The sequence below is a fragment of the Sphingomonas sp. LaA6.9 genome (assembly GCF_022601895.1).
In the GTDB taxonomy this organism is placed as follows: Bacteria; Pseudomonadota; Alphaproteobacteria; order Sphingomonadales; family Sphingomonadaceae; genus Sphingobium_A.
In genome coordinates this window covers 43,827-69,812 of sequence record NZ_JAKVIO010000007.1, presented here as the reverse complement: position 1 = coordinate 69,812, position 25,986 = coordinate 43,827, and the positions used below count along the sequence as shown (strand labels likewise).

Annotated in this window: 23 protein-coding genes; 10 read left to right on the top strand and 13 right to left on the bottom strand. The window is 66.1% G+C overall.

Features of this window, described 5'->3' with window-relative positions:
• Positions 1–51: 51 nt before the first annotated feature.
• The 11 genes from MKI88_RS05595 to MKI88_RS05545 form a co-directional block, all read right to left on the bottom strand.
• Entirely contained in the window at positions 52–1,089 is a 1,038-nt protein-coding gene (locus MKI88_RS05595) for an MBL fold metallo-hydrolase (RefSeq protein ID WP_241629975.1), read from the bottom strand.
• Positions 1,086–1,757: a peroxiredoxin gene (locus MKI88_RS05590; protein WP_241629974.1), complete on the bottom strand. Its 672-nt coding sequence runs from the start codon at positions 1,755–1,757 to the stop codon at positions 1,086–1,088. Before MKI88_RS05590 ends, MKI88_RS05595 begins: the two co-directional genes overlap by 4 nt.
• A gap of 80 nt (positions 1,758–1,837) precedes the next feature.
• Positions 1,838–2,782 carry an ROK family protein gene (locus MKI88_RS05585; RefSeq protein ID WP_241629973.1) on the bottom strand — a complete coding sequence of 315 codons (945 nt, stop codon included), beginning with the start codon at positions 2,780–2,782 and terminating at the stop codon, positions 1,838–1,840.
• A gap of 64 nt (positions 2,783–2,846) precedes the next feature.
• Complete coding sequence (locus MKI88_RS05580; protein ID WP_241629972.1) at positions 2,847–3,062, bottom strand: hypothetical protein; 216 nt, start codon at positions 3,060–3,062, stop codon at positions 2,847–2,849.
• 7 nt (positions 3,063–3,069) lie between these two features.
• Positions 3,070–4,035 carry a magnesium/cobalt transporter CorA gene (corA, locus tag MKI88_RS05575; protein ID WP_241629971.1) on the bottom strand — a complete coding sequence of 322 codons (966 nt, stop codon included), beginning with the start codon at positions 4,033–4,035 and terminating at the stop codon, positions 3,070–3,072.
• A gap of 110 nt (positions 4,036–4,145) precedes the next feature.
• The gene (locus MKI88_RS05570; protein WP_241629970.1) at positions 4,146–4,820 is read right to left on the bottom strand and encodes a fumarylacetoacetate hydrolase family protein; all 675 of its coding nucleotides are present in this window, start codon (positions 4,818–4,820) and stop codon (positions 4,146–4,148) included.
• 71 nt (positions 4,821–4,891) lie between these two features.
• Complete coding sequence (gene astD, locus MKI88_RS05565; protein ID WP_241629969.1) at positions 4,892–6,343, bottom strand: succinylglutamate-semialdehyde dehydrogenase; 1,452 nt, start codon at positions 6,341–6,343, stop codon at positions 4,892–4,894.
• The gene (locus MKI88_RS05560; protein WP_241629968.1) at positions 6,340–7,350 is read right to left on the bottom strand and encodes an arginine N-succinyltransferase; all 1,011 of its coding nucleotides are present in this window, start codon (positions 7,348–7,350) and stop codon (positions 6,340–6,342) included. The genes astD and MKI88_RS05560 overlap by 4 nt, the downstream gene beginning before the upstream one ends.
• Complete coding sequence (locus MKI88_RS05555; protein WP_241629967.1) at positions 7,350–8,546, bottom strand: aspartate aminotransferase family protein; 1,197 nt, start codon at positions 8,544–8,546, stop codon at positions 7,350–7,352. Before MKI88_RS05555 ends, MKI88_RS05560 begins: the two co-directional genes overlap by 1 nt.
• A 7-nt stretch (positions 8,547–8,553) precedes the next feature.
• Positions 8,554–9,978, bottom strand: coding sequence for an FAD-binding oxidoreductase (locus MKI88_RS05550; protein ID WP_241629966.1), 1,425 nt, complete (start codon positions 9,976–9,978; stop codon positions 8,554–8,556).
• Positions 9,975–11,000, bottom strand: a complete 1,026-nt coding sequence (locus MKI88_RS05545) for a DUF1338 domain-containing protein (protein ID WP_241629965.1) — start codon at positions 10,998–11,000, stop codon at positions 9,975–9,977. The genes MKI88_RS05550 and MKI88_RS05545 overlap by 4 nt, the downstream gene beginning before the upstream one ends.
• Positions 11,001–11,087: 87 nt before the next feature.
• On the opposite strand from MKI88_RS05545, the gene gcvA reads away from it, so the two are divergent.
• The 9 genes from gcvA to MKI88_RS05500 all read left to right on the top strand — a co-directional run bounded on the left by gcvA (position 11,088) and on the right by MKI88_RS05500 (position 21,049).
• Positions 11,088–12,008, top strand: a complete 921-nt coding sequence (gene gcvA, locus MKI88_RS05540) for a transcriptional regulator GcvA (RefSeq protein ID WP_241629964.1) — start codon at positions 11,088–11,090, stop codon at positions 12,006–12,008.
• 67 nt (positions 12,009–12,075) lie between these two features.
• Positions 12,076–13,068, top strand: coding sequence for an acyltransferase (locus tag MKI88_RS05535; protein WP_241629963.1), 993 nt, complete (start codon positions 12,076–12,078; stop codon positions 13,066–13,068).
• A gap of 205 nt (positions 13,069–13,273) precedes the next feature.
• Positions 13,274–14,461: a serine hydrolase gene (locus MKI88_RS05530; protein ID WP_241629962.1), complete on the top strand. Its 1,188-nt coding sequence runs from the start codon at positions 13,274–13,276 to the stop codon at positions 14,459–14,461.
• The gene (locus MKI88_RS05525; RefSeq protein WP_241629961.1) at positions 14,458–15,342 is read left to right on the top strand and encodes a LysR family transcriptional regulator; all 885 of its coding nucleotides are present in this window, start codon (positions 14,458–14,460) and stop codon (positions 15,340–15,342) included. Before MKI88_RS05530 ends, MKI88_RS05525 begins: the two co-directional genes overlap by 4 nt.
• 68 nt (positions 15,343–15,410) lie before the next feature.
• The gene (dgcN, locus tag MKI88_RS05520) at positions 15,411–16,445 is read left to right on the top strand and encodes an N-acetyltransferase DgcN (protein WP_241630047.1); all 1,035 of its coding nucleotides are present in this window, start codon (positions 15,411–15,413) and stop codon (positions 16,443–16,445) included.
• Positions 16,403–17,392: an N-acetyl-D-Glu racemase DgcA gene (gene dgcA / locus MKI88_RS05515; protein WP_241629960.1), complete on the top strand. Its 990-nt coding sequence runs from the start codon at positions 16,403–16,405 to the stop codon at positions 17,390–17,392. The genes dgcN and dgcA overlap by 43 nt, the downstream gene beginning before the upstream one ends.
• The gene (locus tag MKI88_RS05510; protein ID WP_241629959.1) at positions 17,389–18,960 is read left to right on the top strand and encodes an amidohydrolase family protein; all 1,572 of its coding nucleotides are present in this window, start codon (positions 17,389–17,391) and stop codon (positions 18,958–18,960) included. Before dgcA ends, MKI88_RS05510 begins: the two co-directional genes overlap by 4 nt.
• Positions 18,951–20,201 (top strand): dicarboxylate/amino acid:cation symporter, encoded by a 1,251-nt coding sequence (locus MKI88_RS05505; RefSeq protein ID WP_241630046.1) that lies wholly within the window; start codon positions 18,951–18,953, stop codon positions 20,199–20,201. The genes MKI88_RS05510 and MKI88_RS05505 overlap by 10 nt, the downstream gene beginning before the upstream one ends.
• A 5-nt stretch (positions 20,202–20,206) precedes the next feature.
• The gene (locus MKI88_RS05500) at positions 20,207–21,049 is read left to right on the top strand and encodes a phytanoyl-CoA dioxygenase family protein (protein WP_241629958.1); all 843 of its coding nucleotides are present in this window, start codon (positions 20,207–20,209) and stop codon (positions 21,047–21,049) included.
• 21 nt (positions 21,050–21,070) lie between these two features.
• Here MKI88_RS05500 and MKI88_RS05495 read toward each other — a convergent pair whose 3' ends face one another.
• Together MKI88_RS05495 and MKI88_RS05490 are read right to left on the bottom strand one after the other, a co-directional pair.
• Positions 21,071–22,357 (bottom strand): amidohydrolase family protein, encoded by a 1,287-nt coding sequence (locus tag MKI88_RS05495; protein ID WP_241629957.1) that lies wholly within the window; start codon positions 22,355–22,357, stop codon positions 21,071–21,073.
• On the bottom strand, positions 22,354–24,396 hold the full coding sequence (locus MKI88_RS05490; RefSeq protein ID WP_241629956.1) for an alpha/beta fold hydrolase: 2,043 nt from the start codon (positions 24,394–24,396) through the stop codon (positions 22,354–22,356). Before MKI88_RS05490 ends, MKI88_RS05495 begins: the two co-directional genes overlap by 4 nt.
• A gap of 135 nt (positions 24,397–24,531) precedes the next feature.
• On the opposite strand from MKI88_RS05490, the gene dacB reads away from it, so the two are divergent.
• On the top strand, positions 24,532–25,986 hold the full coding sequence (gene dacB / locus MKI88_RS05485) for a D-alanyl-D-alanine carboxypeptidase/D-alanyl-D-alanine-endopeptidase (RefSeq protein WP_241629955.1): 1,455 nt from the start codon (positions 24,532–24,534) through the stop codon (positions 25,984–25,986).

The following is a 25,986-nucleotide window of genomic DNA, read 5'->3' as shown; positions in this document are numbered from 1 at the left end:
GACAGGAACTACAAGGGAAAGCGGCTCATTCGGCGAACGTGAAATGTCGCGTCACTCGCCGCCCTGCTCGACAGGATAGCCATTGTCGCGCCACAGCTTCATGCCGCCGTCGAGCGCCGTGGCGCGCCTGAATCCGAGTTCGCGAAGCGTCGCCGCCGCGAGGGTAGACACCTTGCCGAATTCGCAGACCGCCAGGATTCTCTGCGTCGGATCGGGAAGTTCCTGGTTCACGCGAAGCTCAAGCTGTCCGCGCGGCAGGTGCCGTGCGCCGTGGATATGCCCCGCATCATAGGCGCTGCGCTCGCGCACATCGAGCACGATCAGATCCCCCGCCCCTTCACCAATCCTCGCATGGAGTTCGGCGAGCGACATGAAGGGCACCTTGCGCGCCGCTTCAGCGAGCATCTGTTCGACGGTCCTGCCCCCGCACATATTGGTGCGCAGCGCTTCGGTCATGTGATCGGGGGCGCTCAGGTTCAGATGCTCCATCATCTCGACAAAGGCGTGTCGGTCGCGTTGCTGCAACCGCGCATTTTCCGCAATTTCCCGGCCGATCGTGCTCGAAACCTTGTCCTTGTAATCATGCGCCGGGTGCACTTCGGTCGCAGGGTCGAGCTTCAGGATCGTGTTGAACAGGCTGTCATAGAGCGCTTCGGGGTCGCCCGTGGGCAGATCGGTGCGCCCGGTACCGCCGATCAGCAACGTGTCCCCCGTGAACAGGTGGTTGTCGACGTGCAGGCACATCGAATCGCTCGTATGCCCCGGCGTGTGGATCGCGTGCAGGCGCATATCGCCGACGATCAGCATATCGCCATCGTCGAGCCGCATGTCGACATGGGGTGCCACGCTGTTGCGGTGCATGACCGCGGGCACGCCGAGACGCTCCTTCAGTTCGCGTGAGGCCGAAAAATGGTCGGCGTGGGTGTGCGTGTCGACGACATAGCGCAACCGCAACCCCTCGCGCGCAAGCAAACCCAGATAGCGGTCGAGCTGGGGCAGCGCGGGGTCGATCAGCACCGCCGAACAGCTATTGGCGCAACCGAGAAGATAGGACTGGCAACCTCCCGTGCTGACGCGCTCGAAGATCATTCGTCCACTTTTTCGGGCTGGGGCACCACGCGCATATAGGGTTTCAGTGTCTTCCACCCGTCGGGGAAGAGCGCCCTGGCGTCGTCATCCGATACGGCGGGGACGATGATGACGTCCTCGCCCTGCTTCCAGTTCACCGGCGTCGCTACCTTGTATTCGGCGGTGAGCTGGCATGAATCGATCAGCCGCAGCACCTCGTCGAAATTGCGCCCCGTGCTCATCGGATAGACGAGCATCGCCTTGATCAGCTTGTCGGGGCCGATCAGATAGACGGTGCGCACCGTCTGGTTGTTGAGCGGGGTGCGCCCCTCGGAAGTGTCGCCGGCGTCGGCGGGCAGCATGTCGTAGAGTTTGGCGACCGCAAGGTCGTGGTCGGCGATGATCGGATAGGTCACCTCGCCGCCCGTCACCTCCTTGATATCGTCCAGCCAGCGCTGGTGATCTCCAACCGGATCGACCGACAGTCCGATCACCTTGCAATCTCGCGCCGCAAACTGGTCCTGGCACTTGGCCAGATAGCCCAGCTCGGTCGTACAGACGGGTGTGAAGTCCTTGGGATGAGAAAACAACATGCCCCACGAGTCGCCCAGCCACGCATGGAAACTGATGGGTCCCTGCGTCGTCTCGGCCGTGAAATCGGGGGCGCGTTCCGCGATTCGCAGCGCCATGATTTCCTCCTCTAAGAAGTCCAGGACATAGCAAATCCGGCGCCCCACCGCCATGGCATGCGCCCGGCTCAATCGGCGTGCTACTTCGTCGCAGCCCACTCCGTCGCTTCGGGCCAGCGCCCCGTTACCGCGCGATACGCCATGGCGAGCGCGCCGGTCAGCCCCACCGCCGCACCTGCGCCGGGCGCCACGATATAGTCGTCCAGCGCATGCGTCCGGGCGTTCAGCCCATATCCGCTGAACTTTTCGTACAGCGCATCGCGCACGAGACCGTGAAGCTGCCCAGCCTGCATCACCCCGCCGCCCAGGATGATGCGCTGCGGCTGCAATACGTAGGTGAGATTGGCGCACAACGCGGCGAGATAATCAGCTTCGATCGCCCAGCCGGGATGATCGTGCGGAAGATCGGCAGTGCCGACGCCCCAGCGCGCCTGCATCGCTGGCCCCGCAGCCAGCCCTTCGAGGCAGTCGCCATGATAGGGGCAGATTCCCCTGAAATCCGCATCGCCCGGCGCGCGCGGTATCCGCATGTGCCCGGCCTCGGGATGGTTGGCGCCCCCATGCGGCGCACCGCCGATAACAATGCCGACACCGATGCCCGTGCCCACGGTGACATAGCAGAAGCAATCCAGCCCCTGCGCGCTGCCGAACAGCATCTCGCCCACCGCCGCTGCATTGACGTCAGTGTCGAGCGTTACCGGCACATTCAACGTGCGCTGGAAATGGCGGACCAGATCGGTGCCTGGCCAGCCCGGCTTGGGCGTCGTCGTTATCGTACCGAAATCGGGGGCGTCTGGATCAAGCGAGAGCGGTCCGAAGCTGCCGATCGCCAGTGCGGCAAGGGGGCTGTGACGCTGGCTCGCGTTGAGGAAAAATGCGCTGGCGCCGGCCAGCGTCGCCGCGGGCGTCGTGGTCTCGATGCGGGTCTGATCAAGTACGCGCCCATCGGGCCGCGCCACGGCACAGAGGACCTTGGTACCACCCGCCTCGACGGCGGCAAGCAGCCCCTCGTTCCTGCCAGTCATGCGTAAGCGCGTCGGGAGATGTTCATGGGTAAAGGCTGAATCAGGCCGGGCCTTTAATCAAGCCCTAGAAGATCAGGCCGAACCCCAGGCTCAATATCCTTTCCTCAGCCAGCGACAGCGGATTGGTGCCGTCGACATAGCGCACGCCCAGGTCGATCCCCGCGGCGTCGCCCCTGAGCCAGAAGCGCTGCTTGAAATAGGCTTCGAGGCGCTCGATGTCGCGATCGCGCCCGGCGATCACCGGCAGGTAGCGATAGCTCAGTCCGCCCAACAATTGCATTGCGCCGCTAGAGCCAGCGCGTCCGCTTGAACCGGATATAGAGCGCCGAACAGAGGAACAGCATGATCCCGACGACGACGAAATAGCCATATTTTGTGCTGAGCTCGGGCATGTTCTCGAAATTCATGCCGTAGATACCCGCCAGCGCGGTCGGCACCGCAAGGATCGCCGCCCATGCGGCGAGCTGACGCGTGCTCTTGCCCTGCCGCTGCTGCTCGAGAAGGTTGCTGACCTCGAAGACCGTGGTCAGCACTTCGCGCAGGCTCCCGACCATGGCTTCCACCCGGCGCACATGATCGAGCACGTCGCGGAAATAGGGCCTCACATCGGCGTCGAGGCAGGGCAGATCGAGGTTGGCGAGTTTGCTGCACACTTCGGACATGGGACCAAGCACGCGCTGGAAGCGGGTGAGTTCGCGGCGCAGCGCGAAGATCCGGCGCACCTCGTCACGCTCGAGAAACGAGTCGAGCGCATGCTGCTCCATCTCGAGGACTTCTTCCTCGATGGCCTCGACGACGGGCAGATAGCCGTCGACGATGAAGTCGAGGATCGCGTGCAGCACATAGTCGACGCCGTGGCTCAACAGCGAGGGCGCCGCTTCGAGCTGGTGGCGCAATTCGGTATGCGCGCGCGCCGAACCGTGCCGGACGGTGATGACATGGTCTTGGCTCAGGAAGATCGCGGTCTCGCCATAGGCGATCTGCTCGCCTTCCATGCGCGCGGTTCGCGCGACAACGAAGAGCTGATCGCCATAGACGTCGATCTTCGGCAGCTGGTGTGCCTTGAACGCATCCTCGATGGCCAGCGGATGCAGGTCATAATTCTCCTGCAACTTGCGCAATTCATCCGGCGTCGGTTCGAACAACCCGATCCACACGAACTCGCTGCGGTCGGCGCAAGGCACTGGCTCGTCGAGCGTGACGGGACCTACCTTCTGGCCATTGCGATAGAGATAGGCGGCGACGACGCTCATCAGACCCTCGATACGACTATGACGAAGCCGAGGTAACAGATGCCCGCTTCATGCCAAAAGGAAAGATCGCGCCACGTGCCTTGCCCGGGCGCCGGCAGCCGGCAATCGCTTCAGACGATTTCCACCTCGAGCGGAGCCAGCCCCTCGATCCGCGCTTCCAGCACATTCCCACGCACGACCGCGCCGACGCCCGCCGGGGTGCCCGTGAAAATCAGGTCGCCGGGCATCAGACGGATATAGGTGGAAAGTTCGGCGATGATCGCGGGGACATTCCACAGCATCTCCGACGTCCGCCCGCTCTGGCGCGTCTCGCCATCGACGGTAAGCGCGATCGCGACGTCGCCAAGGTCGCCCGCCTCGGCCGCGGGGGTGATCGCGCCCACGGGGGCGGCGGCATCGAAACTCTTGCCCATATCCCAGGGGCGCCGCTTGTCCTTGGCTACCCCCTGCAGGTCGCGGCGTGTCATGTCGAGCCCGGCGGCATAGCCGAACACATGGCGCAGCGCGTCCGCTTCGGCGATGTCGGTGCCGCCGAGTTCGAGCGCCACGACCAGCTCGACTTCATGATGCAGGTCTTCGGTCCGCGGCGGATAGGGGAGCTTGCCCGGCGTCGTCGGCAGGCAGCTTGCGGGCTTGATGAAGAAAAAGGGTGGCTCCGCCACCGCGTCGCCCATTTCCCTGGCATGCTCGGAATAGTTGCGCCCGACGCAGAAGATACGCCCCACCGGAAAGCGACCGCCCCCGACGATGGGGAGCATGGGCTGGACGGGCGGCTCGAGGGTCATGATTCTCACTTTCGGCGGATTGCGACGCGCCCCGCCTTAAGCAGCGCGCCCGGCCAATGCCAGCCGATCGTTCATTCGAGCCCCTTGATCGTCATCGTCTGGTCCAGCGCCGTGTCGGCCTCGAAACTGGCCACGGGATAGACGCAGTAATCGGCTGCGTAATAGGCGCTCGGGCGGTGGTTGCCCGACTCGCCAAGCCCGCCAAAGGGCATGTTCGACGCCGCGCCCGTGGTCGGACGATTGCGGTTGATGACGCCGGCACGCGCGCGGCTCAGGAACTTCTGCCACAGCGCGTCCTCATCGGTGATGAGGCCGGCCGACAGGCCAAAGCGCGTATCGTTCGCAGCAGCGATCGCGGCATCGAAATCGGGAACGCGCGTGACCTGCAGGATCGGCGCAAAGATCTCGGCATCGGGCGTGTCGACACCCGTGACATCCAGCATCGCGGGCGTGACGAAGGCGGGGGAGCGGTCGAGGATCCTGAAGGGCAGTACGGTCGTGGCGCCCCGCGCTTCGAGCGCCTTCACCGCTTCGAGTGCATGGGCGGCGGGCGCATTGGCGATCAGCGGCCCCATGAAGGGCTCCTGATTGTCGTTCCACGCGCCGATGCGCAGCCGCTTTGCCAGCGCGGCCGTTGCCTCGATCACCGCGTCGCCGTGCGCGCCCTCGGGGACGATCAGACGGCGCGCGCATGAGCAGCGCTGGCCCGTGGTGATGAAGGAGGACTGGACGATGATCGACGCGGTGGTCTCGGCGTCGCCGTCCCACGCGATCAGCGGGTTGTTGCCGCCCAGTTCCAGCGCAAGAACGACATGCGGCTTGTCCGCAAAGAAGCGCCGGAAATGCGCGCCCGCAGCAGCCGAACCGGTGAAGAGCAGACCGTCGATATCGGCCGCGATCAACGCCTGCCCGGTGTCGCGCCCACCCTGAACCAGATTGAAGACACCCGCAGGAAGGCCCGCTGCCGCCCAGGCTTCTGCCATCAGCTGGCCGGTATGCGGGGTGAGCTCGGAGGGCTTGAAGACGACCGTGTCGCCCGCGATCAATGCGGGGACGATATGCCCGTTGGGAAGGTGGCCGGGAAAGTTGTACGGGCCCAGCACCGCCATCACGCCGTGCGGGCGGTGGCGCAGCACGGCGCGCCCGAAATCCATCGCTGCCTCGCGCGTGCCGGTGCGCTCGGAATAGGCGGCGATCGAGATGCCGACCTTGCCGATCATCGCAGCGATCTCCGTGGTGGTTTCCCAGAGCGCCTTGCCCGTTTCGCGCGAAATCGCCTCGGCAAAGGCGGGCTTGCGGCGTTCGAGCTGCTCGGCGAAGCGCTTCACCGCGGCGATGCGATCGTCGAGCGGAGTGTCCGCCCAGCCCGGAAATGCCGAACGCGCGGCAGCGATGGCGGATGCGCAGTCTTCGGGCGTGGCGGCGCGGCCGTGCCAGACCTGATCGCCCGTCGCCGGATCGAGCGAGGCGAAGGGCTCGCCACGACCGCCATTCCAGTGCCCGTTAATGTAGAGATCGGTCATTGGTTCACCCTTATCATGTCGTCCGTGTTCACGCCGAGCAACCGGGCAGCATCGCGGCCGATGACCGCGCGATTGTCGCTCACCGAGACATCGGCGCGGATCGCCCGGAAGCTGGCGATTGCGGTGGTGGAAAGCAAGGCCGGTTCTGCGGCGCCGGCATCGTCCGCGATCGCGACACGCAGCGTGCGGCCGCTGCGGATCGTCGCGATCGAATCGCGCGGCGCGGTCACGGTCGGCCCGCCGTCGAAGATGTCGATCAGCCCCGAGGCGCTGAAGCCTTCGCGTTTCAGCATCGCCATCGCCGCCTCGCCATCGCGGTGGCAGCGGCCGATCGCATTGCACGCGGCTTCGTCGATCAGCTCGACATAGATCGGGTGGCGCGGCGCGAGGTCGAGGATGAACTGGCCGTCGGTCGACATCACCATCCGGTCGGCCTCGCTAAAGGGCAGACGGTAGAATTTGCTCGCGACGCCTTCCCAGAACGGGCTCGTCGTCCCGTCATCCTCGAACCAGCCGCGTAGTTCGGCCATGACGGTTTCGGAAAAGCGCAGCGGGTCGGCACCGATCAACATGTAGCGCGAGCGCGCGAGCAGGCTGCCCGCACCACCTGCGCGTGCCTCGGGACGCAGGAAGAGCGAGCCCACCTCGGTCCAGCCGCCGCATTCGTTGACGAGCACGAGCGCACGGTGATCGAAGCGCGTATCGATCGCCGAGGAATATTGCGCAAGCGTCACGACGCGGAACGAGAAATGCGGGCGTTTCAGCCCCACGGCAGCGCGGACGCCTGCCAGCCCTTCGACCCGTCCGGTTTCCGAGTCCTCCAGCATCAATGTGTACCAGGCTTCGGCGGGCGCGGTCTCGCCGGCAAAGCTGGCGGCCGACACCGCGAGCCGCTCGGCGAGCGTGGCCTCATCCTCGGGAAGACTGGTGAAGCCCGGGCCCGAAAGGACCGCGAGCTCCATCATCGCATCGATATCGGCGGGACCCGCCGGCCTGATGAAGAGCATCAGGCCGCCTGGGCGAGCGTGGCGCGCACCGCCGCGCAGGTCGCCTCGAAGCGCACCAGCGCTTCCTTCGCGTCCTCGATCGGCATATTGAGCGGCGGCAGCAGGCGCACGCAATTCTCGCCACCACCCGCAACGAGCAGGCGCTGATCGCGCGCGGCCGCCATGAATTCGCGGTTGTTGGTCACCATCTTGACCCCGATCAGCAGCCCCTTGCCGCGCACATCGACGATGATGTCGGCATAACGGGCAGCAATGTCGCTGAGGCCGTTCGATAGCGTTTCCGCGACCTTCGCGGCATGATCGAGCGTTTCGGGGCGCGCGATCTCGTCGAACGCCGCGATGCCCACCGCCATTGCGAGCGGGTTGCCGCCAAAGGTCGAACCATGCGCGCCGAAGGTCATGCCCTTGGCGGCCTCGGCGGTGGCGAGACATGCGCCGACGGGGAAGCCGCCGCCCAGCGCCTTGGCAACCGCCATGATGTCAGGCTCGGCGCCCGCAAACCACTGGTGCGCGAACAGCTTGCCGGTGCGGCCCATGCCCGACTGGACTTCGTCATAGATGAGGAGGACGCCCGCCTCGGTGCAGAGGCGGCGCACCTCGAGCAGCCATTCGCCGGTGAGCGCACGGGCGCCACCCTCGCCCTGCACGGGCTCGACGATCAGCGCCGCCGTAGTCGGACGCGCGATCGCCGCGGCAATCGCGTCCATATCGTCGAGGCTGAGCTGGATGAACCCGGGCAGGCGCGGGCCGAAGCCTTCGAGATAGGTCGCGTTGCCCGAGGCGTTGACTGCGGCATAGGTGCGACCGTGGAACGAGCCGCCAAAGCCGATAATGTCGATGCGCTCGGGCTGGCCATTGGCGGCGTGATATTTGCGCGCGGTCTTGAGCGCGCACTCGATCGCCTCCGAGCCCGAATTGCCGAAAAAGACGGTGTCGGCAAAGCTGTTGGCAGTCAGTCGCTCGGCGAGTTCTTCCTGCCCCGGAATGCGGAAGATGTTGGACAAATGCCAGATCTTGCCCGCCTGCTCGGTGAGCGCGGCAACAAGTTTGGGGTTGGCGTGACCAAGGCCGTTGGTCGCGATGCCCGCGACGCAATCGAGCCAGGCTTCACCGTCCTGCGTGTAGAGCCACGGGCCCACGCCGCGTTCGAACACCATGGGCGCGCGGTTGTAGACCGCCATGATCCTGTCCGACATTCTCTCTCTATCCTTCCTGTGTGCTGGTTGATCCGAAATCGACGCGCCCCAGGCCCTGCGGCGCGACGATGCGCTGTATCTGCCCCGCCACGCGCCGGGCCGGCTCGGGGACGAAGCGCGCATAATGTCTGATGTTGCGCGGCCCGATGCCATGCTCGGCGCTGAAGCTGCCGCCGAACTGCTCCACCACCTTGGAGAAGACATGATCGTGCACCGCCGCCGCCACCGCGGGATCGAGCGGGCCATTGGCACGCGGCCAGACCATGTTGAAGTGGAGGCCGCCATCGCCGACATGCCCGAAATCATGGACGGTCAGGCCCGGCCAGCGCGCGCCGATCTCGCCAAGCGCTTCGGCGCGAAAGCGCATGACGTCACCGCGCCTGAGCGCGATGTCGCACGCGACGACCTGGCCCGAAGCGCGCAGCCCCTCGGGGATTGCGTGGCGGATCGCCCAGAGCGCGTCGCGGCGATCGATCGCGATGTCGATGATCGGCGAGTTGGCGCATGCCATGATATCGGCGAGCGCCTCGCCCAGTTTCGCCTCGAGCGCATCCTCATCAAGCACCGGCCCGCTCGAAAGCTCGACCAGCACGGCATAGGGCGGCATCGCGCCCGAAAACGGATTTTTGAGCCGTGCGACATGCGCGAAGGCCGCGTCGAGCGCGGGCGCTGACATCCCCTCGAACGCGCTGATCAGCATGCCGAAGCGCGCTTCGAGCAACGCCAGCAGTTCAGCTGCAGCCTCGGGCCGCCGGAGTGCGACGAGCGCGGTCACCTGCGCGGTCGGCTTCGGCTGCAGTGCCAGCGTCGCGCGCGTGATCACGCCAAGCGACCCTGATGCACCCGCGAAAAGCTGCTTGAGGTCGAGCCCGACATTGTTCTTCCACAGCGCGCCGCCCAGTTCGAGCACCGTCCCCTCGCCATCGGCGAGCACGGCTTCGAGCCCGAGCAGGTTGCGCCGCACATCGCCATAGCGCAGGAAGCGCGCGCCGCCGGTATTGGCCGCAATCATGCCACCCACCGAGGGATCGGCACCAAGATCGATGGGCAGAAACAGACCGTGTTCGCCCGCGGCGGCATTGATCGTCGAGAGCAGCACACCTGCATCCGCCGTGACCGTGCGATTGGCGACATCGATCTCGGGCGCGCGTGCAAGCCGGTCGAGGCTCAGGATCAGCGCATCGCCGCCATCATCGGCGAGGCCGGCGCCGACCAGCCCCGTGCGCGCGCCCTGCGGCACGACGGTCGCGCCATGTTCGGCGGCAAGTCGCAGGATCGCCGACACCTCGCCGCTGCTCGCGGGCCGCAGCACCGCAAGCGCACGGCCGCCCGACTGGCGGCCATCCGTCTCATAGCGCTCCAGATCGGTGCGATCGGCGAGCACGTGGCTTGCCCCGATCGCATCGCCCAGCGCGGCGAGGAGATCGCTCATGCGGCCCTGGTCATCGCGAAGATGCCCTGCGCATTGCTGCTGTCGAAGCCCAGATCGAGCCTGCCCGTCGCGGGATCGACGTCGCGCGTTATGAATTCGTAGAAGGAGCCCGGCACGCTCAGCGTCACCGTCGCGCCGTCGGCATCGACGAAGCGGCGCTCGACATGATCGGCACGGAATGCGGTCTGGCGCACGCGACCGCTCGCCGAGACTTCGACCGCGTCCTTCACGGGCCGGCCAAGCGTCCGCTGCGCCCCGGCTAGCGCCTCGACATCGGCGACGCGGTCGGTCGCATGGTTAAAGGCATTGCCCTCGGTCGCAATCCACGCCGCCTCGGCCGAGTGTGCCAGCAGCGCTTCATAATCGGCGAGCGCGGGTATATCGTGATGACGCCCGAATGCCGCGACGATCTCGGGCAACGCCGCAACCGCGAGATCGAAGGGCACGCATTCGATCTCGGCGAAATGGGCGAGCGCCGCATAGGCGGACTTGCCCAGGGGATCGCGCGAGCTGCCGAACACGCGCTGCGCCACGCGCTCGAACCCGGCGCCGAAGCGCTCGACATGCAGTTCGCTCACGAAGAATTGCGGGATGCTCTCGGGCGCGTCGAGATGGCACCAGGCGCGGCCGGTCATGCCGAGGCGCGGCAGCGGATAGACATTCGCGACGCTGTAGCCGAGCGGCTTCAGGATACGCGCGAACGCGTCCTGGCCCGCGGGCAGCGCACCCGTCGGGCCATTGGCGAAACGGATCGTGCGCAGCGCGCCATGATCGAAGAACAGCTTGCCACCCCCGACGGTCGCATCGGCGACATAGGCCGCACCCGTGGGCACGCGCGCGAGCAGGTCGTCGAACAGCACGACGTTCAACGCCATTGCGAAGCTCGCGCGCGAAACGATCGCCGAGCCCGCGCTGTCGAGCGCGGGATCGAGTTCGAGCTTGGCGATCGCTGCCTTCGCCGCATCGATGCCGAGCACCGACGCCGCCAGTTTCAGGATCACACTCTCATTCGAACTCGTCATATACGCCTCCACGGGATATGACGCTCACTGCATCATCGCGCGCGACCCACAAAACGACAAACCCGCATGTTTATATGAGTATTTGGAATGAGTGACACATCAAGACGGCTGCTGCCGCCAATGGCCGCGCTCCATTGCTTCGCAGCCGCCGCACGCCATGGCAGCTTCTCGCGTGCCGGCGAGGAGGTCGGGCTGACCCAGAGCGCGGTGAGCCGCCAGATCGCGCATCTGGAGGACTGGCTGCAGACCCCGCTGTTCGAGCGCAAGGGCCGGCGCGTCAGCCTGAATGCCGAGGGCCGCGATTATGCCGATGCGATCATGCCCGCGCTCGAACGCATCCGCCGCGCTACCGCGCGCACGCTCGAACGACGCCCCGAGCGCGAACTGTCGATTGCGACGCTGCCGAGCTTCGGCATGCGCTGGCTCGCTCCGCGCCTGCCCCGGCTGACCGAGCGCCATCCCGGCCTGATCGTCAATTTCCTCGCGCGGTCGGACGAGTTCGACTTCGCCGATGAAAGCTTCGACGCCGCGATCCATTTCGGCCTGCCCGACTGGCCGCGCGTCGAACACGACCTGCTGTTCCGCGAAGAGGCGATCCCGGTGACGGCGCCCGCGCTGCTCGCCGAGCATGCGATCGAAACCCCCGCCGATCTCGCCAGGCTCCCCCTGCTCGTCCAGTCGTCGCGTCGCAATGCCTGGGCAGAGTGGTTCGAGCGCGCGGGCGTTGCGGCCGCCGCACCCGCGGTGGGGCCGAGCTTCGAACATTTTCTGATGCTCGCCCAGGCGGCAGCTGCGGGCGCTGGCGTGGCGCTGATCCCGAGCTTCCTGATCGAACCCGAGCTCAAATCGGGCGCACTCGCCTGCCCCTTCGCGCTGCCGATATCGGGCGAGCAGGCCTATTATCTCGTCTATCCGCCCGATCGCATGGCGAACCCGATCTTCCGCCATTTCCGCGACTGGATCGTCCATGAGGCGACGGGCGCCGCTCTCCCGGATTTCACGAACTAGGCCCGCGAATATTCTGGATTTCGCGTCATCGCCTTGCAATAGGCGCGCGATGTCACGGAATCGTATCTTGTCATTGCAGGTTGTGCGCGGGCTTGCGGCCGCATCGGTCGTGGTTGCCCACGCCTTCCGGGTTCCGGCGACCGAGGGATTCCTCGTCGATGGCCGGCTGGCCAATATCGCCGCAGCTGGCGTCGACGTGTTCTTCGTATTGAGCGGGGTCATCATCTTTCTGGTGGCGGGAGGGTCGCCATCGGCGTTCATGCGGCGACGCTTCCTGCGCGTGATGCCGCTCTATTATGTCGCGACGATCCCCTATATTGTCGTGGCCGTACTGGCGAGCGGCGTGATCGAGCCGGATCGGCTGGCAACGTCGTACCTGTTCTGGGGGGCGTGGGGCGACAGGATATCGGTGCCCTATATCGCCGTCGGGTGGACGCTCAATTTCGAGATGCTGTTCTATCTTTCGGCGGCGCTGGTGATCTGGGCGCGTCATTGGGCGCTCGTCCTGATCGCGGTCTATGCCGCGGCCTGGTTCGGGCGCGTGCAATGGGGGTGGCCCGTGCTTCAGGTGATCGGCAATCCGATCATCCTCGAATTCCTGATGGGTGTGGCGATCGCGGCGCTGTGGCGGCGCTGGCAATGGAACAGCCGGGCGCTGGCGTGGACGATGGTCATTGCCGGCGTAGCAGCGCTGATTGCGTTGCCATCACGCGATGGCGCGTTGATGTGGATGCCCGATGTGCTGAACGGCAAGGTGGCGTTTGAACGCGTGGTGTGGTGGGGCATTCCCGCCGCGCTTATCGTTGCCGGCGCGCTTGGAATCGAGGCGCGCAAGTCCTTCCTCACATATCTCGGCGACGCATCCTACAGCGTCTATCTCGGCCATTCGCTTCTGATGTCCGCCTTCCTGCGCCTCCCGCCAATGCAGGCGGACATACTGGCGCTCATCATCTTCACCTATGGGATGACCATCGGCATTGCCCTGCACGAATTTGTCGAAAAACCGCTGCTGGCATATCTGCACAGGCGGCGCGCATCGCCACAGCTAGCGCCCGCTTGACAGCCAGAATCCGCTCCCCGTGAATGCGGGGAGATCAGGGAGACAAGGCCGCCTGATCCGACCCCGATCGGGCCGACGTGCCCGCGGCGCGGCGCGGCGGCGGCACAGCCCGGATGCGGGCGCTCTGCACAACGCCTGTCCGCAATGAGTCATGCGATGATCGTTGCGCATTGAACTGCGTGGGACCTTCTGTTTAGTTTGTCCTATGCTGCTTACCGCCACGCTGCTCGCCGCAGCTTCCCAACCCGCTGCCAGTGTTCGCGTTTCCTTCGATCGGGAGGGCGAGGTCGCCGCACAGGCGTCCGGCTTTGCCGATATCGCGACGGGACGGAGAGCCACCGCCGACGATCCGGTGCGCGTGGCATCCATTTCGAAGCTGGTGATCGCGATCGCGGTGATGCGACTGGTCGAGCAGGGTCGGCTCGATCTCGATGCCGATGTCTCCGCCCTGCTCGGCTGGCGGCTGCGCAGCCCTGCATTTCCGGACCAGCCAATCACCCTGAAGCTGCTGCTCTCGCACCGTTCGGGGCTCAATGACGGGATCGACTATGTGCTCCCGCTCGATGCCGAGCTGAAAAGCGTGCTGACCGACCCCAAGGCATGGGATGTCGAGCATCCTCCGGGCGCCTTTTTCCGCTATGCCAACATCAATTTTCCGGTAATCGCCGCGGTGATGGAACGCGCAACGGGCGAGCGTTTCGACCGGCTGATGGATCGCCTCGTCCTGGCACCGCTCAAGCTCGATGCCTGCTACAACTGGTCCAGTTGCAGCGACCGAACCGCCGCACGCGCGGTCGTCCTCTATCGAGCGGGCGTTCCGGTGCGTGACGACAATCATGACACAAAGCCCGCATGTGCTGTGCAACCCGCGCGCGACGGCAATTGCGACCTGACGCAGTGGCAGCCCGGCACGAACGGCGCGATATTCTCGCCGCAAGGGGGGTTGCGCATTTCGGCGCGCGGGCTCGCGCGGATCGGGCGCCTGCTGCTGGGGCAAGGCAGTGTAGATGGCGTCACCCTGCTCAGCCCCCGCTCGGTGGCATTGCTCGAGCGGCCGCTATGGACTTTTGACGGCAGTAACGGCGACACCGGCAGCGATGAGACGACAGGCGCGGCGAATATGGGTTTCTATTGCAGTTACGGGCTGGCCGTGACCTTTCTCGCGACCTCGCAAAAGGGGTGCCGCGACGACGTGTTCGGCGACGGACGCCGGCGCTTCGGCCATGCGGGCGATGCCTATGGCCTGCGCTCGGGGCTGTGGATCGACCGCGAACGCGGCACCGGGGTCGCCTATTTCGCGACCGACGTTCCCGCGGACGATGCGGGCAAACGGTCCGCCTTCACCGCCACCGAAGAGGCACTGGCCCAGGAAACCAGGGCGGCGCAACGATGAAGCTGCGCCATATCGAGATCTTCCACGCGGTCTATACCAACGGTTCGGTCACGGCCGCGGCGCGCGCGCTCAATATTTCGCAGCCCTCGGTATCGAAGACGCTTCGCCATGCGGAATCGCTGCTCGGCTTTCCGCTGTTCGAGCGGACGAATGGCGGGCTGGTGCCCACCGAGGACGCGCACATGCTGTTCGAGGAAGTGCGCGAGATCCAGGACAGGGTCTATTCGCTGCGCGAGGCGGGGCGCAATCTGCGGCGCGGTGCGGGGAGGACGCTGCGGATCTCGGCGCTCCCCTCGCTCGCGCTCGGCGCGCTCCCGATCGCGGTCGCGCGCTTCCTGCGCACGCATCAGGATGTGAAGTTCGACCTCCAGACCGTCCATCACGACGATCTCGTGCGCAAGCTCTATGAACGCGAGACCGATATCGCGATCGCCTATGAAGTGCCGCCGACCGCACCCGTCGGCAGTCGCTGGCTGAGCGAGGGCGAACTTGCGGTGCTGTACCGCGAGGAGGACATGCCCGATGCCCCGCCGCGCCTCGAACTCTCGCATCTGCGCGGCCACCGGCTGGTCAGCGTCGCGGCGAGCGGACCGATCGGCTACATCTTCACGCAGGAGCTGGAACGTCTCGGAATAGAGCTTGATGAAGTGGTGTCGGCGCGCACCTTCTATATCGCGACAGCGCTGGTGCGCGCCGGGGTGGGGCTTACCGTTGTCGACAGTTTCACTGCGCAGGCGTCGCTCGGGCCGGGCCTCGCTATGCGCCCGCTCAAGCCGTCGCTGGCCTTCGATGTCCATGCGCTGTTCCTGATCAACCGGCCGCCGACCGCGCTGGCTACCACCTTTCTCAAGACGCTGGCCAAGGTCATCGACGGGTCATAACGCGCGGCTATGGTCTCGCGCGCACTCGCTATGCCCGGTTGGCGCGCGGGCGGCTTACCGTGCATAGGATGATACCTGCACCCTTTCTGCTCTATCTCGGCCGAAGCACGGATTCGGTCGGGATCAAGACCTCCCGCGGTCTCGCGACCTTTCGCGCTCCGGATTGCGTCGGCGAGTTCCGGCACGATGATTGCCCGCTTACGCTGGGTCTGCCACGCCTGACGATCGCCGAAGCGGCGGCGGCGGGCGCGCGCACTCTCGTACTGGGCATTGCCAATTCGGGCGGCACGATGGCCCCCGACCTGATCGAGGACGCGCTCGCCGCGCTCGAGGCGGGCATGAACGTCGCATCGGGCCTCCATCAGCGACTGCGCGACGAACCGCGTCTGGTCGAAGCGGCGCAACGGCATGGTCTGCAACTGTTCGACGTCCGCGATCCGCCCGCAAATCTCGTGGTCGGCAACGGTCGCCCCCGCGCCGGCCACCGCCTGCTGACGGTCGGCACCGATTGTTCGGTCGGCAAGATGTACGCTTCGCTTGCGCTGGTCGATGCGATCCGGGCGCGTGGCAAGAGCGCCGATTTCCGTGCGACGGGCCAGACCGGCATATTGATCGCCGGCGCGGGGGTTCCCGTCGATGCCGTCGTCGCCGACTTCATCTCGGGCGCCATCGAGCAGCTTGCACCCGCGCGCGATGATGACGGCTGGGACGTGATCGAGGGTCAGGGTTCGCTCTTTCACCCCTCCTTCGCGGGGGTTTCGACAGGACTTCTCCACGGCGCACAGCCCGAGGCGATCGTGCTGTGCCACGATCCCTCGCGCACGCATATGCGCGGGATCGCCGGCCGGGACCTGCCGGGCCTCGGCGAGTGCCTCGAGCTCAACCTGCACATGGCGCGGCTTACCAGCCCCGGTGTCCGCGCGGTCGGCATCTGCCTCAATACCTCGGCGATGGACGAAGCGGCGGCGCGGCGGCTGTGCGATGAGACCGCACTGGCTTTCGAGCTTCCCTGCACCGATCCGATGCGCTTCGGCCTCGATACGATCATGGATGAATTGCTGTGCCCCGACATCTCGAAGCCCGTCACGACCGTTTCGCGCTGAAATCGCCCTTCCGCATTTCGCGGGGGGTAAAAACAGAGGCCGACGTCGTCACGGTCACGATCGCGCAAGGCGCGCTCAAAGGGCGCGGTGAAGGCGTCCCCTATGCACGCTATGGCGAAAGCGTCGAGAGTGCACTGGCAATGATCGGGAGCGTGCGCGGCGCGGTGGAGGACGGCGCCGATCGTGCGACGTTGCTCACGCTGCTGCCGCCGGGCGCGGCACGCAACGCGCTCGATTGCGCGCTGTGGGATCTCGAGGCGCGGCTTGCGGGATCGAGTGTCGCCGCGATGATCGGAGCGCCGCCCCCCGGAAGACTTCCGACCGCGCTCACCGTCGTCATCGATACACCCGATGCGATGGCGCGCGCCGCCTCCGCGATCGCCGATGCGCCGCTGATCAAGGTGAAAGTAGACGCCAATGATCCTGCAGCGCAAATCCTGGCGGTCCGTGCCGCCGCGCCCGCCGCGGCCCTGATCGTCGACCCCAATGAAAGCTGGGATCAGGCGCTCACCGAGAGGCTTCAGAACGTGCTGCTGCAATGCCGCGTCGCGCTGCTCGAGCAGCCCGTCCCCGCGGGCGAGGATGCGTGGCTCGAAGGTTTCAGTTCGGCAGTGCCGATCTGTGCCGATGAAGCGATCCATGTGGCGGACGATCTCGATGTGGTCGCGCGGCGCTATCAGGCGGTGAACGTCAAGCTCGACAAGACCGGGGGGCTCACCGAAGCACTGCGCCTCGCCGACGCCGCGCAGGGGCGTGGCATGCAATTGATGACCGGCTGCATGATCTGTTCGTCGCTTTCGATCGCGCCTGCGTTGCACGTCGCCCGCCTCTCAGGCTTCGCCGACCTTGACGGGCCGCTCTGGCTCCGGGAGGATCGGGTCGGTGGCGTTGCCGAAGCGCACGGGATGCTCGTGCCGCCGGCCACAGGTTTCTGGGGGGAAGAATGATAAAGCCGAGGATTGCGCGTGCGGCGGCGATGCTCACGATCGCGATCTCAACGCTCGGCGCGGCTCCCGCGCCTGAACAGGTGGACCTGCTGATCCGCGGCGGTACCGTCTACACCGGTTCGGACGAGCCCTTTGTCGGCGATGTCGCGGTCACCGGCGATCGCATCCGCCTCGTCGCGCCCCGTGCCAATGTGCAGGCGAAACACGTGATCGACGCGAGCGGGATGGTAGTCGCGCCCGGTTTCATTGATCCGCACACCCATGCGGGCGCGATGCTTGCCTCCGACGATGCGCAGGAACGGCTCATCCTGCCCTTCCTCATGCAAGGCGTGACCACCGCTTTCATTGGCAATGATGGCGGCGGCGATCCGGACGTCGCGGCTGTGCTCGGCAGGGCTGCCGGCAAGCCTGTGGGCGTCAACTATGCGACCTATGTCGGCCTCGGGCCCGTAAGGAAGGCCGTGATCGGCGAGACCGATCGCGAACCCACCGCAGAAGAACTTGCGCGCATGAAGGGGCTCGTCGCCAGGGCAATGTGCGAAGGGGCGCTCGGCCTTTCAACGGGACTGTTCTACGCACCGCAGAGTTTCGCGAAGCGCGAGGAAGTGGTGGCGCTGGCCCGCGAGGCCGGATCGTTCGGGGGCACCTATGACAGCCATATCCGCGATGAATCGAGCTACTCGATCGGGCTCAAGGCCGCGATCGAGGAAGCGATCGACGTGGGGCGGCAGGCGCAGATGCCCGTCCACATTGCACACATCAAGGCGCTGGGCGTCGATGTCCAAGGGCAGGCGGGCGAGATCATCGGAATCGTGGAAGCGGCGCGCGCGCAGGGTGTGAAGGTCACCGCCGACCAGTACCCCTGGTCGGCGTCGGGAACCAGCCTCACCGCTTCGCTGGTACCGCGCTGGGCACAGGATGGCGGGCGTGCCGCGCTGCTCCGGCGCTTCGACGACGCGGCGCTTGCGGGTCGATTGCGCGCCGACATGACCGAGAATCTCCGCAAGCGCGGCGGCGCGGCTGCACTGCTGATTACTGAAGGGCACCACAAGGGAGCGACGCTTGCAAAGGTCGCCGAGACACATGGCGGAGATGCAGTCAGCGCTGCCATCGCGGTCATCCGCGATCACGATCCCGGCGTCGCGTCGTTCAATCAGAGCGAGCAGGATATCGCGGCTTTCATGAAGCGGCCCTGGGTGATGACGGGCTCCGACGCCTCGGCCGGCCATCCGCGCATGTACGGATCTTTCGCGCGCAAATACGCCAAATATGTCGTTACCGAGAAGGTTCTGACGCTGCGCGAGTTCATCGAACGCAGCAGCGCGCAGACCGCCGACACGTTCGGGCTCGATGGGCGCGGTCATCTGCGCGCGGGTGCCTTCGCCGACATCGTGATCTTCGACCCCAGGCGCTATCGCGAACGTGCAACCTATGACGCACCAACGCTGCTCACAGAAGGTGTGCGTTCGGTCGTCGTGAACGGCGTGGTAGCTGTTGAAGGCGGCAAGCCCACTGGCAAAGCTACGGGCCGTGCGCTCGCGCACAAGCCAACGGGCTCCTGCACATGATCCGCGGCTGGTTCGCCATAGCGTTGTGGAAGCGCGTCCTCGGCGGGCTGGCGCTTGGACTGATCCTCGCCTTTGTCTGGCCATCGGCCGCGCCATCGGTCGCGTTCCTCGGTGACCTTTTCGTGCGCGCGATCCGCATGCTCGTGGCTCCGATCGTGCTCGTCACGATCGCGGCGGGTATCACGTCGCTTGCCGATCCCAGGCGACTCGGAAGCCTTGGCGGCCGGACGATCGGGTTGTTCGCGCTCACCACCGCGATCGCGGTGTCGGTGGGGATGGTGGTCGCAGCGCTCGTCCAGCCCGGCGTCGGCGCGCCGCTCGGTACAGCGGCGCCGCATGCGCTTGGAGAGCCCGTCACGCCCTATCAGCAGCTCGTCGGCATCATCCCACTCAACATCTTTGAAGCACTCGCCAAGGGCGACATGCTGGCGCTGATCTTCGTCGCGATCCTGACCGGCGTCGGCACCGTCGTCGCGGGCGAGGCGGGCAAGCCGTTTGCCGCATTCTTGCAGTCGGCCTCGGCGGTACTGCTCAAGATCGTCGGCATCGTGATGGAGGCAACGCCCTTCGGCGTCTTCGCGCTGATTGCGAACGCGGTCGCCGCGAACGGCGCGGCGGTGTTCGTCAATGTCGGCTGGCTCGCGCTGGCGGTGGTGATCGGCTCGCTCATACAGATCGTCGTCGTGCACAACCTCATCCTGCGGCTGCTTGCACGCCTTCCCGTGCTGCCTTTCTTCCGCGGCATCGTCGACGCACTCGTCGTGGCCTTTTCGACGTCATCGAGTTCGGCGACGCTGCCCGTCGCGATGCGCGTTGCCGAGAATAACCTCGGCATCAGCCGCCCGATCTTCTCGACAGTGCTGCCGCTCGGCGCAAGCATCGGCAAGGACGGCACGGCCATGTATGTCGGGCTGCTCAGCATGTTCGCGCTCCAGGCTTTCGGCACGCCGCTCTCTCCCGCGGTCTATGGCCTCGTCCTGCTGACAGGTGCGCTCGCCGCGTTCGGGACCGCGCCCGTGCCCTCTGCCTCGCTCTTCATGCTCGCCGCGGTGCTTTCGGCGGTCGGCGTTGCGCCCGAGCAGACCGCGCTCGTCGTCGGCTTCGTCCTGCCCTTCGACCGGCTGCTCGACATGACACGCACCGTCCCCAGCGCTTGCGCCAACCTGACGGTGGCGACCACGGTTGCGCGCTGGGAGGGCGAACTCGACGAGGCCGTATACCGATCACGCCCGGAGGCCTGAGCGAGATGGCGAACGCGTATCCAGAGGATCTCGTCACCCGGTACCAGCGCGACGGCTATGCGGTGATCAGGGGCTTCTTCGATGTGGATGAAATCGCGGCGATCGGCGCGGCGATCGACCAGCTGCACGAAGAAGGGGTACGCCACGGGCGCAGCTTCCGGCACGGAAACCTGTTTTACAACGTCACCCCGCGCGAAGATGGCGAACCGCTGGTGCGGATGGCGCAATGGCCGTCCTATCACATCGCCGCGCTGAACGCAGTCCGCCTAGACCCCCGTTTTGCGCGATTGCTGCAGCCCCTGCTCGGATCGAACCTCAAGCAGATCATCAACCAGGTTCACTGGAAGGCGCCGGGGTCGCTCGGCGATTTCGCCTGGCATCAGGATTCGCGCTTTCGTCAGCCTCAATGGGCCTATCGCAACCTTGCGACATCCTATGTCCAGACCGGGCTCGCGATCGATCCGCACACGCCCGAATCGGGCTGCATGCGCTTCATTCCGGCAAGCCATCTGAGGGGCGACCTCGGCCTCGATTGCTCGACCGAGGTTCTCGGCACCGCGATGAGCGACGCCGCGCTGAAGGCGGCATCGCTTTCGCCCGCGGACGCGATCGACGTCACACTTGAGCCGGGCGATCTGGCACTCTGGAATCCCTATCTGGTCCATGGATCGGGCACCAACCGCTCCGGTCATCGCCGGCGTCTCTACATCAACGGCTATGTCCGCGCCGAGGATTGCGATCGCGGCGAATGGGCATTTCGCGATGGCGAACCCGTACCCTTGGGACCGGAGCCCGCACTGGTCCATTATGAGGAACTGCGCGAACGCGGCGAGCCGCATTATGTGTGATGGGTCGCTGCCCCAACGGCGTTAGTCAAAACTCACGGCGCGTCCCGAAACCCATGTCCGGCGCACCTGATACAAATCCTCGATCTGCTCGTCGGGCCTGCCAGCCACCAACACCAGATCAGCGCGCTGACCGCGGCCGATGCGGCCATGATCGCGAGCGCCCATGATCCGCGCGCTCGTGCTTGTCGCGGCCACCAGCGCCTCGCGCGGGGTAAAGCCAAGCGTAGTCAACAACCGGATCTCGCGCTGCGCGGCAAGGCCGGGATAGACGCCACCAATGCCGGTGTCGGTGCCGACGCCGATGCGGATTCCGCCCGCGCGCAGCAGCCGGACATTATCCTGCATGATCTGCCAGCGCCGCGATTCATATTCGGGAATGGGCGCGTTCGGTTCCGCCTTGCGCTCCGTCTCGCGTTCGAGGTCGCGCGGTCGCAGCCGGCTCCATTCCGCGGCAAGCAGCGTGCGGTCCTGTTTCGGCTCATAGACGACGAGCGTCGGCACATAGGCGGTCCGGTGCTTTTTCATCAACCCGATCAGCTCGCGGTCGACCCTCGCGTCGCCGACGCCGTGGACCAGCGCGTCCACGCCCGCGCGCGCCGCACGCTTGGCGCCCGCGAGCGTCACCGTATGCGTCACGACGCGGATATTCCGGGCGTGCGCAGCATCGACGATTGCCTTTAATGTCGGCAGGTCCATGTCGGGTCGGTCGGCGTCGCGCGCGTAGCGCCAGCCATCCGCGAAGACCTTGATGACATCGGGGCGCGAGGACAGCAGCTCTTTCATCGCGGCCCGCGCCTCGGCAGGCGTGGTGACCTGCGTTGTGATCGAATTGGTGAACTCGGATTCGGTGCCATGGCCGTGCGGCACGCCAAGCCTGATAGCGAGGACCATATGCGGCGCGTCCGCCTGCCCCGAGGCGACGATCGCGCGGATGGGCGCGAGCATCGGTCCCGAAACCGAATATTCGTTGATCGACGTCACCCCGCTCGCGAGATAGGGCCGGTGCGTGTCCGCAAGCGCCTCGGCACCCTCGAATGCGACGCGCGGCGTATGGACGTGGAGATCGTGCAGCCCCGGAAGCAGCGTCAGCCCGTTTGCATCGACGACCTCGGCATCGCGGACGCGGATATGCCGCCCGACCGCGACGATCCTGTCGCCGCGCACGAGTACGTCGCGGATCCGTGCGGGCGCGCCCGTGCCATCGAAAACGCGCGCGCCGCGGATGAGTGTCTCGGGCTCGGCATGCGCCGTGGCGGCACAGGCAAATGCGCCCACCAGCGCGAGGAGGTTGCGCAGCCAGCGTTTCACTTCGCTTCCCCCCTCAATGTCGCCTCGAAAAATGCCTCGGTCGCCTCCATGCTCAGCAGCCAGCTTTGGTGCCGGAAAAAGCTGTGCCGTTCGTTGGGAAAGGTCCGCTCCTGAAAGGGGATGCGCCGCGCCGAGAGTTCGCGCGCCAGCAGCAGCGACTGCCAGAAGGGCACGTTCCTGTCGTCGTCGCCATGAATGAGCAGCACCGGCGATTTCCAGCGGTCGAGCGCTGCCATGGGTGAACTGTCCCATTGAAGCTGGCGCGCCGCCTCCTGCGCCTTGGGAGAAAGGCTGGCGGGCACCGTCCGCAGCAGCGTGTGCACGCCGTGCAGGTCGACCCCGGCGGCGAAAAGCGCACTGTCGCGCGCAAGTGCCAGCGCCGTCAGATAGCCACCCCAGCTCCCGCCCCAGATGCCGATCCGCGCGGCATCGACATCCTCCCGCGCGGCGAGCCACCTGCCGGCAGCGAGCACGTCGCGATATTCGGATGCACCGCCCCGGCCCGTGTCGCGCGCCTCGCGAAACGCCTGCCCATAGCCGGTGCCGCTGCGATAATTGACCGCAAGCACGGTGTAGCCCTGCGCCGCGAGATACTGGTTCATCGCATAGGTGTTCGAATAATAGCCCGACGGGTGGAAGCCGAGCAGCATCTGCCGCCGCGGCCCGCCATGGACGAAGACGATCGCGGGTCGCTTGCCGTTCGCGCGGCCGAGGAAAAGCTGGCCGTGGACCTGCACGCCGTCTTCCGCGGTGAAGGTCACGGCTTCGGGGGTGACGAACCCCTGCGCCTCCACGATCTTGCCGAGCGGCTGTAGCTGGCGCGCAATGAGCGCGGGATGAGCCAGCCGGCGCGCGTCGCTCGCAATCACGGCGAGCGCATCGCCGGCGATCGTCGGATTGCTCTCAATCCCCTCGCCCTGCGTCATCGCCTCGGGCGCGCCGCCGTCGAGACGCTGGCGCCAGACATGGCGCCTGTCGATGTCGCCCGCATTGCTTGCATAGATCAGATTGCGGCCGGGGGCGTCGAGCAGGAAGCTCTCGACCTCGAAGGCGCCCCGTGTGAGCGCGCGCGGCGTGCCGCCGTTCTTCGCGTCGAGCGCATAGGCATGGACCCAGCCGCTGCGTTCCCATGGGAATATGATCTCACCCGCGCTGCTCCAGAACAGATTGCGGCTGCGCGTGCCGTAGTAGCGCCCCCCAATGCCTTGCGGAGCGGTCCAGAGCACATGCGCCGCGCCGCTCGCGGCATCGGCGATCCGGATCGACCAATAAGGCCCGGCTGCGTCGTCCGCGCCCTGAGGCGGATCGACATAGCGGATGAAGGCAACCTGTCGTCCGTCGGGAGAGAAGGCTGGTTCGACCGAATAGCCGAGCCCGGGATCGAGATAGGTCAGCCGTGCCGATGCAATGTCGAGCAGTGCCACGAAGCTGTGATCGTCGCGATTGTCGACGAACAGCAACCGCGCGCCATCGGGCGACCATTGCAGCGCGGTGACGTCGCCTGACACCTCGGCCAGCCTGCGCGGTGCAGCGCCAGCGTGCCACAGCCAGATTTCGCCTTTGCGGGTATAGGCAAGCCGTTCACCCTTCGGATCAAAGGCGGGCGAATGCCCCTCGCCAACGCGTTTAGGCGCGCCGCCATCGGTCGCAACGACGAAGACCTGCTGGGCCGGCGTTTCCGCACCCTGGCCCGCGTTGGGCCGGTCATCGTCGGGAAACTCGCCGTCCCCGCCGGCGACAAAGGCGAGGTGCCTGCCGTTGTCACTGAACATCAGATCATAGAGCTGCTGCCCGTCATCCGCGCTGTACGCGGTCAGTCGGCGGGCGGGGGCGCCCCGATCGGCGGTCCAGATATTGCGCACGCCGGCAATATTTTCGACCCAGGCGAAGCGGGGCACGTCGCGTGCACCGGCAAGTCCGCTCGCGACGGGCAGCGCCAGCGCGTCGGCAAGCGTTACGCGGTCGCCGGCAGCCGACGGACCGGACAGTGCCAGCCCAGCCGCGCAAAAGATCAGCCAGAGCCCCCTCAGCATGTTCATGCCTTCTGTCTGTAGTGCATGGCGCAGCGTCACAAGCGCGAACTCCCCCGTCATGCCAGGCGGTTATGGGCACGCCAACACTCTGAATGATCCCCGGGTGATTGCGTTGGGCGAAGTCGGAACTAGGCTCGCAGGATGATCCTGCTACGCACCACGCTCACGCTTTCGCTCGCCACGGCCGCCATGCCCGCCACGGCCCAGACACCGCTTCAGGCGCGCATAGAGGCCAGACTGGCCGAGGCGGGACCCGGGACGCGCTTCGGTCTGGTCGTGACCACCAGCGATGGCAAGGAACTGATCGCGATCTCCCCCGATGATCGCTTCATCCCGGCGTCCAATACGAAGATTGTCACCACCGCCGCGGCCTATGCAACGCTCGGCGGGCTTGAACAGCCCGACGCGGGAGGGGGCACGGCGGTGCGGCTCGACCAGAATGGCCGCGGAGCGCCCGATGTCGTTCTGATCGGCAGAGGCGACGCGCGGCTTTCAGGGGCTGCGAACTGCGTGACGAATTGTCTTGCCACGCTTGCCGATGCGGTTTCGGCGCGCACGCGCCTGGTCGGCGATATCGTGGGCGACGACACGCTTTTTCCCGACGAGCGCTGGAGCCCGGGAATGAGCTGGAACAACATTTCCTCGCGATACGGCACAGCGACCTCGGCGCTGACCATGGACGACAATGAGCTGGTGCTTACGGTCTCACCCACGGCGCCCGGCGCCACCGCCCGCGCAGAAGGGCCGTCCTACTACACGATCGACAATCGCGTCCTGACCGTCGCTGCGGGCGAGACCAAGGTCGACTTCGCGCGCGAGCCGAATGGCGATGCGGTTCGGCTGACGGGCACGATCGTCGCGGGTGCCAAACCCGAGGACCTGCGGCTCAGCATCGATGATCCGGCTCACTACACTGCCTGGCGCCTGAAGGAGCTGCTCGCGGCGCGCGGCGTGCGCGTGACCGGCGGTATCGCGGTGCGCCACCGGCCGCTGGCGCCGGCCGACGATCCCGCGATCCGCAAGCAGACGCCGCCCGCACGCCCGCCCGCATTGCCTGTGTTGGCCACGCTCTCTCCGCCCCCGCTCGCCGACGACATCGTCGAGATCAACAAGGTCAGCCAGAATCTCCACGCCGAACTGTTGCTCAGACGCGTCGCCACACATAAGGGCACGGGATCGATCGGCGACGGCGTTGCGGCGGTCCGAGCGATCATGGAGAATGCGGGCGTGGCGCGGAGCGCCTACGACTTTTCCGACGGTTCGGGCATGTCGACCTATAACCGCGTGGCTCCGCGCGGCATGACGAAGCTGCTGCGCTGGATCGCCCAACAGCCCTGGGGCGCGGCCTGGCGCCAGACGCTTCCCGTGGCGGGCGTGGACGGAACACTGTCCAAACGCTTCCGCGGCACCACGCTCGAGGGCCGGTTGTTCGCCAAGACGGGCACGCTCAACGCAACCAACGCGCTTTCTGGCTATATGACCACAAAAAGCGGGCGCGAGCTGATCTTTTCGATCTACGCCAATGACGTGCCTGAAAATATCAAGGCGACCACGACGATGGATGCGGTGCTCGAGATGATCGCCGCGGAAAACTGA

Coding starts and splice junctions, on each gene's coding strand:
- MKI88_RS05595 (WP_241629975.1), bottom strand. CDS start 1,089: ATGATCTTCGAGCGCGTCAGCACGGGAGGTTGCCAGTCCTATCTTCTC.
- MKI88_RS05590 (WP_241629974.1), bottom strand. CDS start 1,757: ATGGCGCTGCGAATCGCGGAACGCGCCCCCGATTTCACGGCCGAGACG.
- MKI88_RS05585 (WP_241629973.1), bottom strand. CDS start 2,782: ATGACTGGCAGGAACGAGGGGCTGCTTGCCGCCGTCGAGGCGGGTGGT.
- MKI88_RS05580 (WP_241629972.1), bottom strand. CDS start 3,062: ATGCAATTGTTGGGCGGACTGAGCTATCGCTACCTGCCGGTGATCGCC.
- corA (WP_241629971.1), bottom strand. CDS start 4,035: ATGAGCGTCGTCGCCGCCTATCTCTATCGCAATGGCCAGAAGGTAGGT.
- MKI88_RS05570 (WP_241629970.1), bottom strand. CDS start 4,820: ATGACCCTCGAGCCGCCCGTCCAGCCCATGCTCCCCATCGTCGGGGGC.
- astD (WP_241629969.1), bottom strand. CDS start 6,343: ATGACCGATCTCTACATTAACGGGCACTGGAATGGCGGTCGTGGCGAG.
- MKI88_RS05560 (WP_241629968.1), bottom strand. CDS start 7,350: ATGCTCTTCATCAGGCCGGCGGGTCCCGCCGATATCGATGCGATGATG.
- MKI88_RS05555 (WP_241629967.1), bottom strand. CDS start 8,546: ATGTCGGACAGGATCATGGCGGTCTACAACCGCGCGCCCATGGTGTTC.
- MKI88_RS05550 (WP_241629966.1), bottom strand. CDS start 9,978: ATGAGCGATCTCCTCGCCGCGCTGGGCGATGCGATCGGGGCAAGCCAC.
- MKI88_RS05545 (WP_241629965.1), bottom strand. CDS start 11,000: ATGACGAGTTCGAATGAGAGTGTGATCCTGAAACTGGCGGCGTCGGTG.
- gcvA (WP_241629964.1), top strand. CDS start 11,088: ATGAGTGACACATCAAGACGGCTGCTGCCGCCAATGGCCGCGCTCCAT.
- MKI88_RS05530 (WP_241629962.1), top strand. CDS start 13,274: ATGCTGCTTACCGCCACGCTGCTCGCCGCAGCTTCCCAACCCGCTGCC.
- MKI88_RS05525 (WP_241629961.1), top strand. CDS start 14,458: ATGAAGCTGCGCCATATCGAGATCTTCCACGCGGTCTATACCAACGGT.
- dgcN (WP_241630047.1), top strand. CDS start 15,411: ATGATACCTGCACCCTTTCTGCTCTATCTCGGCCGAAGCACGGATTCG.
- MKI88_RS05510 (WP_241629959.1), top strand. CDS start 17,389: ATGATAAAGCCGAGGATTGCGCGTGCGGCGGCGATGCTCACGATCGCG.
- MKI88_RS05500 (WP_241629958.1), top strand. CDS start 20,207: ATGGCGAACGCGTATCCAGAGGATCTCGTCACCCGGTACCAGCGCGAC.
- MKI88_RS05490 (WP_241629956.1), bottom strand. CDS start 24,396: ATGAACATGCTGAGGGGGCTCTGGCTGATCTTTTGCGCGGCTGGGCTG.
- dacB (WP_241629955.1), top strand. CDS start 24,532: ATGATCCTGCTACGCACCACGCTCACGCTTTCGCTCGCCACGGCCGCC.